Source organism: Clostridium caldaquaticum (genome assembly GCF_023806125.1).
In the GTDB taxonomy this organism is placed as follows: Bacteria; Bacillota; Clostridia; order Clostridiales; family Clostridiaceae; genus Clostridium_AT; species Clostridium_AT caldaquaticum.
On record NZ_JAMSKT010000034.1, the window covers coordinates 1 to 12,113 of the forward strand.

Annotated in this window: 11 protein-coding genes; 2 read left to right on the forward strand and 9 right to left on the reverse strand. The window is 31.2% G+C overall.

What is annotated here, in order from left to right:
* Positions 1-324: 324 nt before the first annotated feature.
* Complete coding sequence (locus M2651_RS14025) at positions 325-1,086, forward strand: zinc dependent phospholipase C family protein (protein WP_252132964.1); 762 nt, start codon at positions 325-327, stop codon at positions 1,084-1,086.
* A 92-nt stretch (positions 1,087-1,178) separates the two neighbouring features.
* Here the strand turns inward: M2651_RS14025 and M2651_RS14030 are convergent, their stop codons facing one another.
* From M2651_RS14030 to M2651_RS14055, 6 genes are all read right to left on the reverse strand, one after another.
* On the reverse strand, positions 1,179-2,090 hold the full coding sequence (locus tag M2651_RS14030) for an AEC family transporter (protein WP_252132965.1): 912 nt from the start codon (positions 2,088-2,090) through the stop codon (positions 1,179-1,181).
* Between the two features lie 465 nt (positions 2,091-2,555).
* Positions 2,556-2,942, reverse strand: coding sequence for a holo-ACP synthase (acpS, locus tag M2651_RS14035; protein ID WP_252132966.1), 387 nt, complete (start codon positions 2,940-2,942; stop codon positions 2,556-2,558).
* Between the two features lie 209 nt (positions 2,943-3,151).
* Positions 3,152-4,159 carry a phosphate acyltransferase gene (locus M2651_RS14040; protein ID WP_252132967.1) on the reverse strand — a complete coding sequence of 336 codons (1,008 nt, stop codon included), beginning with the start codon at positions 4,157-4,159 and terminating at the stop codon, positions 3,152-3,154.
* Positions 4,160-4,175: 16 nt separating this feature from the next.
* Positions 4,176-4,415: an acyl carrier protein gene (locus tag M2651_RS14045; RefSeq protein ID WP_252132968.1), complete on the reverse strand. Its 240-nt coding sequence runs from the start codon at positions 4,413-4,415 to the stop codon at positions 4,176-4,178.
* A gap of 3 nt (positions 4,416-4,418) precedes the next feature.
* Positions 4,419-4,835, reverse strand: a complete 417-nt coding sequence (locus tag M2651_RS14050; RefSeq protein ID WP_252132969.1) for a Zn-ribbon domain-containing OB-fold protein — start codon at positions 4,833-4,835, stop codon at positions 4,419-4,421.
* 18 nt (positions 4,836-4,853) lie between these two features.
* Complete coding sequence (locus M2651_RS14055; RefSeq protein ID WP_252132970.1) at positions 4,854-6,140, reverse strand: thiolase family protein; 1,287 nt, start codon at positions 6,138-6,140, stop codon at positions 4,854-4,856.
* A 237-nt stretch (positions 6,141-6,377) separates the two neighbouring features.
* Between M2651_RS14055 and M2651_RS14060 the strand changes: the two genes are divergently transcribed.
* Positions 6,378-6,947, forward strand: a complete 570-nt coding sequence (locus M2651_RS14060) for a TetR-like C-terminal domain-containing protein (protein ID WP_252132971.1) — start codon at positions 6,378-6,380, stop codon at positions 6,945-6,947.
* A 247-nt stretch (positions 6,948-7,194) separates the two neighbouring features.
* Here M2651_RS14060 and M2651_RS14065 read toward each other — a convergent pair whose 3' ends face one another.
* From M2651_RS14065 to M2651_RS14075, 3 genes are all read right to left on the reverse strand, one after another.
* Positions 7,195-8,223, reverse strand: a complete 1,029-nt coding sequence (locus M2651_RS14065; protein WP_252132972.1) for a threonine aldolase family protein — start codon at positions 8,221-8,223, stop codon at positions 7,195-7,197.
* A 742-nt stretch (positions 8,224-8,965) separates the two neighbouring features.
* Complete coding sequence (locus M2651_RS14070; RefSeq protein ID WP_434062155.1) at positions 8,966-11,473, reverse strand: DEAD/DEAH box helicase family protein; 2,508 nt, start codon at positions 11,471-11,473, stop codon at positions 8,966-8,968.
* Positions 11,474-11,605: 132 nt separating this feature from the next.
* Positions 11,606-11,911, reverse strand: a complete 306-nt coding sequence (locus tag M2651_RS14075; RefSeq protein ID WP_252132974.1) for a nucleoside triphosphate pyrophosphohydrolase — start codon at positions 11,909-11,911, stop codon at positions 11,606-11,608.
* Between the last annotated feature and the right edge of the window lie 202 nt (positions 11,912-12,113).

A 12,113-nucleotide genomic window follows, 5' to 3' on the forward strand; every position in this document is an offset into this window, starting at 1 on the left:
TGTGCACATTAATTTCTATTGAACCGCCGTGTACCGAACGGTACGCACGGTGGTGTGAGAGGACGCTGAATAAAATAATTATTCAGCTCCTACTCGATTGCTTTTAAAGTTATATTTCAATCAATGTTTGTTCGACCAAACTGGGTATTTTTAGTTCGAATTTTAATTTTGATAATAAAATATTTTTCACAGCCACTCCAAAATAATATATTAGTAAGATTGCAGTTTTTATTATTCAATTTTACCAGTAACATATATGGATAATAGTTTAAAATATGCTTAAAATAATTTATGAAATTAAATATATTTATAAGGATGATAATTATGCATGCACTAGAGAAATCTTATTCGTTTATGTTTAAGAATATACTAAAAGCTGTTAATCCAGTGAAAAAAAGAATAATGAAAACTGAATGTAAAGTTCATAAATTTATAAACAATCAATCTTTAGTAATATTAAAAAACGATGGACACATAGAAGCTTATAAACTTATGTCTTCATATATAAACGATATAAATGCAGGAGTGGTTTGGGCTGATCAGGATTTAAAAAGCAGCAATCATTTTTACAACCCTTACACGAGCAAAGGATTATACGGTAACAGTAATGCAAAAAAAGAATGCATGCTTTACTATACTGGAGCATTAAATGAGTACTTTCATGGCCATATAAGAAATGCAATGTTTTATTTAGGTGCAACTGCTCACTTACTTCAGGATTTAACAGTTCCTCAGCATGCTAATGTTAATTTATTAAATAATCATAGAGGTTATGAAAAATGGGTAATCAGAGTCCATAAACATCATGATGAGTTTAAAATTAATAAAGGTGGAATTTATCTAAATTCTTTACACCATTATATTGATTTAAACAGCAAAAAAGCAATAAATACTTATAATAAATATTCACATGAGAAAAATCGGCATATAAGGTTTTATAAAATTACTTCAATAGTTCTCGTAATGGCTCAACAGACAACTGCAGGTCTAATGTTAAAGTTCTTTAAAGATATTCAGAAAATCAAACCGATTATGATTGTAAACCAAAAAAATCAATTTCAAAAAATAGTCAATATGTCATTATAAAAAGCGTGGAGCAAGCGGCAAATAAATGCTGCTAACCTCACGCTTTTTGTGTATTATTGTGCATTTAATTTGATTTTTGTATCTTTTCTGTTCTATTTTAATAAAAAACTCCAAATTGGAATTGAAACAACTGAAACAAGTGTAGAAAAGATAATACACTGAGAAGCAAATAAATAATCCCCATCATATTTAGCAGCTAATATTCCCGTTGTAGTTCCAGCTGGCATAGCTGTTAATATAACTGCAACTCCTGTTACAAGAGAATTGATTTTAAATATCATACATACAATCCAAACTATAAGGGGCAGTACAAAAAGCCTTAATACTGTGTAATATAGAACTGTTTTATTAAATAATGTCTTAAAATCTACATCCGCTAGGATTGTTCCAATTACTACCATAGAAAGTGCTGTACTACTGGTGCTGAAACTTTTAAGAGGGTTGTCCAAAAACACTGGAAGGTGCACCTTAGCAAACATAAACAGCAATCCGATAAAAACAGCTACAATACAAGGGTGTGTAAGTACCCTTTTTATCAATGTCTTACTATCTGGTGATTCAGTAAATGTGGCTACCCCGGCAGACCACATAACAATACGCTGAGGAATTAAAAATATAGAAGCATACAAAAGTCCCATCATTCCAAAAACACTTTCTGCAATAGGATTTCCTAAAAAACCAGCATTAGAACATACTGTTCCATATTGCAGCACTTTTCTCTGCTCAGGCTCACATTTAACATATAAAATCTTTCCCAGAAAAGAGCACATAAACTGTATGAATATAGATATAACTAACATCACTCCAAAATTCATTAAAATGTTTTTATCAAAAGTAATCATAAATGATTTAATTATATTGCAGGGCAATAATACATATATAACTAAATTCGTCAGACTTTCCTTTCCGCTTTGTGAAATTACATTTAATTTTTTAAGAATCAAGCCTGTTATTACCATCAAAAACATGGTTAACTGCAAGTCAATTAATTCCTTTATTGCCATAGTCATCACCTGCTTCCCATTAACCATTATACTTGTATTAAAAAATATTCTCAACACTTATGCCAATAAAACATTATAAAAAATATACCTTCCGAAGTTAAAGTTCTTACAGTAACTGTATATGATACATTTACACAATGTATATTTTTATTACTTTAACATATACTCTCTTAAATGTGATTTTAATTATATACAGTAAATATTGTAAAAATCTTTGCAGCTTACTCTACTGGATTTATTTTATCATAGGACAAATAGTCAGTGAATACTGAAATTTCTTGACGCTTACAACCAAACTTCCTAATATTTTTATTTTTCTTACTTCATTTATTTTTGTTTTACCCCAAAAAATTAATACCTATATAACATCACATTTATTATGATTGTTACATAAGTATTTAACTAAAATACTAAATCTTATTTATATTAATCATTATAATTAAAAAAGAAACCGCATTATTAATTTTAATCAATAACTTGAGCTATAACAAATGCAGTTGCAAAATTACATTCTGTTGTTAATGATATTAGTATGTTATTAACCCCAGCGTCAATTAAAATTTTCTTAAGTTCTCCTTCCATATTAACATATGGTCTTCCATCTGCTTCATTTAATGTCTCCACAATCCTAAAATCGAAACTCTTTGATTTTGTAAGATGTGCGACTGCCTTAAAAACTGCTTCTTTTGCGGCAAATCGTGTAGCAAGAAATTCCGTTTGATTCGGTACTTTTAAAGATGCTTCTATTTCTTTTTTTGTAAAAACTTTATCCAAAAAAGCATCTCCTCTTATCTTAAGAAGTCTATCTACTTCATTAATATCTGTAGTGTCAATTCCAATACCTTTAACCATTTTTATCTCCTAATCAAAGAAATCAAAACCTTTCCAAATTGGGTTACTAGTATACTTTTTTAATTCTTCTTCACCTAATACTCTAACTGCTTCAGCTGCCACTTAACCAATGCATTTTCAATCTGATAAATCATGATGTATAATCCTATGTACCCCTTTCATTCCTGTCATTCTAGCTAAATCTTGTGTTTCTTAATAAAAATCCTCTATTAATTAGTTTTCATTCCTGCTGCTCTTACTGCACTGATTACAATATTTCCCTTAATTTCAGATACAGGTGCACTTCTTGAACAATCACACACCACTTGATTAAAACCTTGCAGTATTGGACCATATGCATTTGCATGTCCAATTTGCTGAATTATCTTAACTCCAATATTTCCAACGTTCAGGTCTGGCCAAATAATTATGTTAGCTTTTCCAGCTACTTTACTTTGACGTTTTACTTTCTTCTCAGCAACTAATGGTGAAATTGCTGAGTCAAACTGAAATTCTCCATCAATAGCAAGATCAGGACGCCTCTCATTTGCTATTTTCACGGCTTTTGCGACTTTATCAATTAATTCTCCTTGTCCACTACCAAGAGTTGAGTAACTTACCATAGCACATCTTGGCTCCCATTCAAGCAAAGCCTTCACAGTATCACATGCAGAAATTGCAATGCTAGCTAATTGCTCCTCATTTGGATTAGTACATACCGCACTATCTCCAACAGCTAAAAGGTTTCCTTCACTCCCCATAAATCCAGGAATATCACAAAGTCCTATGCTTGAAATAGTGCTGATTCCAGGTTGCATTCCAATAATCATCTGTCCTGCCATCAAAACATCTTCGGTTGTGTAATTAATTCCAGCAAACGTTACTTCAGCTTCATTTACTGCCTGCATAACCATTGCAAAATACAGTGGATTTTCCATCCTGCGTCCCAGTGCTTTTTCTTTTAAAAATCTGCCTGGCTGTGCTACATAGTCTTGAATCAATTTATTTTTATATTCTTCATTATGAATATCAATAAATTGAAATACGCTATTGTCATATCCACGCTCTTTGCTTAATACCTTTAATGCCTCTGCATCACCAACAAGAATGGGAACAATATATCCTTCCTTCCCTGTTTCATAAGCTGCCTGCATCATCTTTTCATTTTCTGCTTCTGGAAATACTACTCTCTGAGGATTCAGTTTTGCTTTTTTATAAATCTGCTCTAACACACTCATCGATAATTCCTTTCTGCTACATCAATGCTTCTACTTTGTCTACAATTTCTCCGATTGTCTTTGCAGCGGCTGCATCTGGAAGCTGAATTAGAACATCTAATTCATTTTCAATTAAAGAAACTAATCCAACCATAAGGATTGATGCTCCACCTAAATCTTCTTTTATTCTTGTATCAACAGATAATTCACTTTTATCTTTGCTATATGAAATGCTTACACATTCAATAATTTTTTCTTCTAAACTCTTTCTATCCATGATTTACTTTTCTCCTTCTTCTAATGAAAATATTACTGTCTTATATCCATCTCTCTGTACAATCTCAGCACGAACTGACACTGGCAATTTTTCTAACAACTCGGATCTATTTTTCTTCGTTATTCCACGAACAAGAGCATTTATGCTTGCACCTTCCTCAATCTCTACATCACCAAAAGCATATGGCGCAAAGGAATTGTAATCTGGTCTTGACGAAAGTACTGATGGCATAATTATAGATTTCAGCTTACCTTTTCCGCTTAACTCCACCCATTCAGTATCTGTACTTCCACATGAGTTGCATGCATAGACAGGTGGAAACTCAACAGCTCCGCAACTCTTACACTTACGTCCTGTTATCTTGCCTTGCTCTAAATTATCATAAAATGTTTTTACTACTCGTTCTAACTTAATACTCATGTTATCAACTCCTCCTAATTAATCTAATGTTCTGATAATAGTAGCTGTTACGTTCTGACTTCCGCCATATCCACGAAGCATTGTTGTCTTAGGCAATTTTTTAACTTGTCTTTCACCACATAGTCCCCTCATTTGCATTACTGCTTCATAAAGGTCGGCTAAACCGGATGCAGAATGTGCATGTCCAAATGAAGTTCTTCCTCCATTTGTATTAATTGGCTTATCTCCATCATATGCAGTACGCCCATCACTCACATACTTCCATCCTTCACCTTTTGGTAAATATCCTGCAATTTCCGCTGAAATAAGATGAGATGTAATGATAAAGTCATTGGCAAAGAATAAATCTAATTCTTCTGGTTTCACTCCTGTTAATTCATATACCTGACGAACAGCTTCTTTTGTTGCTTTAATCTCAAGATGAGGAGTACTTGCTTCAAGAGCTGAACTACCTATACCAATTACTTCAATTGGTTTATTCTTTGTAAACTGAGACACCATATCAGTTGCACATACAATCACTGCTGCTGCTCCATCACACTTAAGTTCCATTCCACTAACACGTAAGTAATCTCCCATCTTTGGATTGTATGGAGACTTCATAAATGCCATAACATCATCAAAACCTGCTTCTTTTGCAATTTCTGCATATTCTTTTCTCATAATTGCCAACGGATTTTTAGCAGCATTTCGACGATTATTTATTGCCATATGGTTCAAAATATCATCCATCTGCGCATCAGTTAAATTATTTGTTCTCTTATAATATTCTGCAGCATCATCAAAAATCAGTGCTGGTCCTGCAATAAGACTACGGGTATATGCTCTATCATAAATCCAAGCTGTTGTTTCCAAAAACTTTTCCATTGGCATCTTTTCACGATTATACGGATGTGTTGGTACAGCCACACTATCTCCAAATTCTACACATCCAGATAAAACACAATTATATTTTCCAGATGCTACTGCGTTTACAGCCTGCTCCAAAGCAAGATATCCTGTACAACATGCTTCAGAATGATGAATAGAACCTTTTCCTTTCATTCCAAACCAGTTTGCCACCTGTATATTAGGAGTAATATAGTTAGATGAATTTAACGGGCTTGCTTCCCCATGAAAATAATAGTCTACATCCTTCGGCGTAATTCCTGCATCCTCCATGGCCTTTAATGCCGCATATCCAAACAGCTCCCCTTCTGTCAGACCATTTGTCTCAGGATTATCTACTGTATACATAAAAGGTGTGCATCCTACACCAATGATAGAGACACTTCTGCTATACTTATTTAACTTTGTTTGATTCATAAAAACAGCTCCCTTTCTTTTTATTTTTATTAACTATTTTCTTAATTTTCTCAAAACGTTTACTTTTTTAACAGAACACTCATCCTTAATTTATACATAAAAAAATAGACACTTTCTTTTAAAGTGTCTATTTAAAATTATTATTTTATATAAATTATTTGCTAATTTTGTTATATAATTTATATATAATATAGCTAAATTCATAAAATATTTTCTCCTATTGAAAGGAGTTTATATATGAAAAATGCAAAAGCACAAATTCAACAACAGCTTCTTGAAAAGATGAAACAACAAGATATCCATACAATAAAAGTCAATCATCTTGTTGAATCTATAAACATAAGCCGAAGTACCTTCTATCTATATTACGATTCAGTTTTCTCTGTACTTCAAGATATCGAGGATACTTTTTTTGATGAATTAAAGTCAATCGCAAATAACTTTTGGTCTTATCCACCTAATAGTCATTACTTAACTGAACCACATCCGATTATTTTAAAGGTAATGCTTTATCTTCGTGATCACAAAGAAATTTCAAAAATCTTGTGGGGACCATATGGAGACCAAACATTTAAAATTCGATGTCGTAAAATGGTAAAACAAGCCTTTTTCCCAGAACACATATTTCAAACCTCTCAAAATTCAGACATAATTTATAATATAGCTTTTATGATAGGAGGACACCTGGAATTAGTTAATTGTTGGATTAACAATGATTGCTCATACGATATTAAAGAATTAACATTGTTAATCTATAAACTTATGTATGGAGAATATAATTGTAAGCGTAAAAAAATAGACGCCTAGATATATACAGATACCCTTTATAAAAGTACAGATGTAAAAAATATGATATATCTGTGACTGCATTTTGATGAAGGCTTCTGGCTGTAGGCAGGCTTAAATAGGAAATGACAAAGGCAGAAGCCTTCCTTAAAAAAGGATAAATGAGCAGTTAATACAAAAATTTTTTCACGCTTACAAAATATCATAAACATTGTCTTTTTTTTATAATTAATAAAGTATTTCTGTATATTTTCATAAAAGTGTTTCTCTAATCATTAAAATTCTTTAAATCTTGAATGAAAGCTAAAATTGCATCTTGTCTAGTAGCCCAAGATGTAACAAGCCTAATAACAGAATTGTTATCGTCAGTTTTTGACCATACATAAAATGAGTACTTTTCTTGTAATTTCTCAATTATCCTATTAGGTAAAATAGGAAATATCTGATTTGTTTTTGAATCAATTAAAAACTTAAACCCCATTATTCTGATATTGTCGCTAAGCAGCTTAGCCATTTCATTTGCATGTCTTGCAATATCAAAGTAAAGATTATCCTTAAATAATTCGTAAAACTGTACACCCATAAGCCTTCCTTTAGCAAGCAGTGCACCTCTTTGCTTCATATTAAATCTAAAATCTCTTTTTAACGACTCTTTGCATATAACTAAAGCTTCACCAAGTAATGCTCCATTTTTTGTTCCACCGATATAAAAAGCATCTGCTAATCTGCCAAGATCTGAAAGCTGTAGATCATTTTCATCTGAACTTAGAGCTGAACCCAGTCTTGCTCCATCTATAAAAAGAATTAAGTTATTATTCCTGCAATAGCTGCTTAATTGCTCAAGTTCATCCTTTCTATATATGGATCCTATTTCTGTAGGGTTGGAAATATAAACCAACTTAGGCTTTACCATATGCTCATCAGTATGATTATCTATTACATCTTTTATATGCTTTGTATTAAGTTTTCCATCATTGACTTCAACGGAAATTACTTTGTGACCTGTAGCTTCTATAGCTCCAGTTTCGTGAACAAAAATATGACCTGAATTTGCTGAAATAGCTGCTTCATGTGGTCTTAAAAAAGCTGAAATTGCAGTAAGATTAGTCTGAGTACCTCCTGCAAAAAAATGAATATCAATATTGTTTAACCCAATTAGCTTTTTTAACAATTCAACGGCTCTAACTGTATACTTATCCTCTCCATATCCATCAACTTGCTCAAGATTAGATTCTATTAGTGCATTTAGTATTCTTGGATGAGCACCCTCACTATAATCATTCTTAAAACTGTACATTTGCTTGTACCTCCTTTTAATTTAATTATTAATCTTATTCAAAACAAAAAATAAAAAGCACCCATCCGCCAAAGATTAGGGACGGTTCTTAATTATTTCATATAAAGTATATTATTATAATAACTGGCAGCTGTATATTAATCAATTAAGTATATTAATCAATTAAGTGTTTTAATTTATGTTTTCTTTTATAAATTAAACGCAAAAGATTTTGTATGTTTCTTTCGCATTTTTAAGCTGCTTGTCCACTTTTAGTATATTAAAAACAAATTTTTCTTTTACACTTTTTTTAAAATTTAATTATCTTTGCTTCTACTATAACTATACAACTTTATACTTCAAAAAATCTTCCATTATATTTTTATACCGCTCATCTTTTTCAATAAGTTCAACGCCTATATCTTCATTGATAATGTAACCCTTCCTATTATTCTACATATATCTTTGTATGTTAAGTCACAATAGTGCCTTATTAACAAATTAAATATTTGAAGTTTTCCTGGCATGTTTTACATTCTTCAATATCAATTCTTTAGTTTGTTTTGTTGATATTTTTACTATAAATAACAATTGTTATTCTATACGGAATATTTAAGAACTGTCCCTAATGGCGTGGCGCACACAATGAGAAAATAAAAAAGCATCCTTCTCTGAAGATAGTGCTTTTCTCTGTAGTTTAATATCTTTTTAATTTATTCCAATGATACTAAAACAAATTTTAATTATATATTAATATAGATATTTATTTTTCCCCTCTATTCTTATAATACTCCATAACCCTATACTCAACACTATCCTTAAAATGATCCACAAAACTTTGGATATCAGTAAAACGCTCTATATCAGACATAATACAGATCTTCTCATTATCATTATAGAAGAATTCTCTATGAGTTTTTAATAATGCAGCTCTTGGATTTTTCTTTGCAAGATCATTATATTCTTTTGAATTCCAGCTCTCAAAGTCCCTAGTATTTTTATCCTTTAGCATATCCACCTTATTAGAGCCTTTACTATAAAAGTCCTTAAAACTCTTATAAATATCCTCTTCATTAATCTTTAGCTTCATATTCCCATTATTATAGAAAGCTAATAACAATGGCATTTTATAAGTTTTTGACATTATGGTATTTTCTACCATTTTAATAAAATCACTGCCTCTAGAGTTAAACCAACTCAACTCTTCTTCATTAAGCTCCCCTAAGTCATTAAGATATGATAAATAATCTTTGAAAGGATTTAATGCTTTTTTATCCTTTACATTGAAATAAATATCATCATCGATGTAGGTAATAAATTCGACCCTAGAAGGTCTGTGGCCTAAGTCTTCCCTAATCCTATAGAACTCTTCCTTCACAAGATCCTTTATACTCATTTCTTTCTCAGCCATCTTTTTGAATATATCAATTAGCTGAAAATCAAAATCTACAATACAATCCTCTGGATATTCAAATTGCTGTGGATTTCTATTTTTGCTTTCGGTCTTATCATATTGCTTAGAGCTTAATAAGAATGGCACCAAATTAGCCTTTTTAAAGTTACCGATGAAGTCTAGCACTATTAGATATTTTTTATCTCTATATTTTCTAAGACCTCTACCAAGCTGCTGCAGAAATACTGTTGGCGATTCTGTAGGTCTTAAGAACATCACCAGATCAATTGCTGGTACATCTAACCCCTCATTGAACATATCTACAGAGAAAATTATTTTAATTTCTCCTTTGTTAAGCTTACTTAAAGCCTCTTCTCTTTCAATAGAATAATCTCCATTCACACTGCTATACACTGCAGCTGCTGGAACATTATTTTCATTAAAATACTTAGCCATGTACTCTGCATGATTTTTGGAAGCGCAAAAGCCCATTGCTACCTTAGAATTATGCTTTAAATAATGCTTTAATATAAGATCTGCTCTTCTATTTATCATTAATGCTTCTTCTAGTTTAGCTGCATCATACTTACCATTTTTAAAGTCTATTTCTTGATAATTAACTGTTTCATCATATATGCCATAATATCTAAAAGGGACTAAAAGATCTTTGTTTATAGCTTCCTTAAGCCTTATTTCATATACAACATTATAATCACAAAGGGCAAATACATCCTTGTTATCTAATCTTTCAGGAGTTGCAGTTAATCCTAATAAGAACTTAGGTTTAAAATAATCCATTATCCTTTTATAGTTTCCAGCTACTGCATGATGAAATTCATCTACCACAATATAATCAAAAGCATCTGAGGCAAAATAATTTTCATTTAAATACTCTTCTTTTCCTAATGTTTGAACTAATGCAAATATAACTTCCTTATCTGTTTCTTTATTAGTTGAGTAGAAAAATCCTATGCTATCATTTCCTCTTACATTTCTAAAGCTAGTTGCAGCTTGTTTCAAGATTTCTTCTCTATGAGCTACAAATAGTATTCTATTATAATCCTTAGAATCAAAGGCAGAAAGATAAGTTTTACCTATACCTGTAGCTGCAATTATAATTACCTTATCCAAGCCCTCATCTCTAGCCTTCTTCAGAGCATATAAAGCCTCTATTTGCGCTCCTCTTGGTTCAAATAGTTCCAAGACATTATTATTCCCCTCAATCTTCCCATATTTATCCTCTTCATTTGATATCATAGTTTGCTTAAAGATTTTAGTAGCCTTCCAAGTCTTAGAATAATTTTTCATAACCTCTTCAGTTACTTCTATGGAATGATTATCAAACAGATCCCTATATGTATTATAAAAAAACTTAAAGTCAGCTTCATTTGAACTTTCCCTCAGCCTATAATTCCACTCAATTCCCTTAGTCAATGCTGATCTTGAAAGATTAGAAGACCCAACGAAAACTTCCGCTTCACCATTTTCATAATGAAAAAAATACGCCTTTGGATGAAATGATTTATTTTCAACATTATAAAATTTTAATCTTACCTTATCACCCAAAATATCCTTCAATAGATAAAGCGCTCCAGGCTCAGTTATGTTAAGGTAGTTTCCAGTTAAGATATTTATCTCAACATTTCTCTTAAGTAAACTTTCAAGCTCTTTTTTTATTATCTTAACTCCACTTTCCATGAGGAATGAAACTATTATATCCACTCTCTTAGCTTTACTAAAGGCTTCTTTCAATCTATATAAAAGATAGTTTCTATCTCCTGTAATTGCATTTACATTGATATTTTCCTCTATTGCCTTAGTTTCAATAGAGTTTATATGATGCACGACAGCATTCTTTTCACTTATAACTATTTCCATATTACCACTAATCTTCGTCAATTCATTCACCTCATTCCTTATTTACTTAACTCACATATCAGCATCCTATAAAAAAGTACCTAATGAAAAAGCTATACAAATCGTACAGCTTTTACTTATATAAAAATCACCTTATTTAACTTCCTTTAAAACAATTCCTTCTTTAAAACCACCACGTTCGCTTTTCTTTTGCTGTCTTTTTTGAAGAAGGTCCTCTTCACTATAACCTAAATTGTCTGCTAACCCAAATAACACTTCCATAATATCTGCAAGCTCTTCTAAACTATTATCAACCTTAAATTCCCCTACTTCTTCATCAAGCTTTTTAACTAAAAGTTCTAAATGTTCTTCCTTTGATGCAATTTCATAGTCGCAGTTTTTCCCAGTAGCTTTAATAACGTCTGGTATAAGATCTCTCACTAACTTATCATACTTCATTTTAAATTCTCCTCCAAAACATAAAAAATATTTCTAAACTACTTTTAATACTATTTTACCTTTTAGAGAATTTATAAACAAGGAAACTAGTAAAATCAGGGATGGTTCTTAATTATTTCATATAAAGTATATTATTATAATAACTGGCAGCTGTATATTAATCAATTAAGTGTTTTAATTTATGTTTTCTTTTATAAATTAA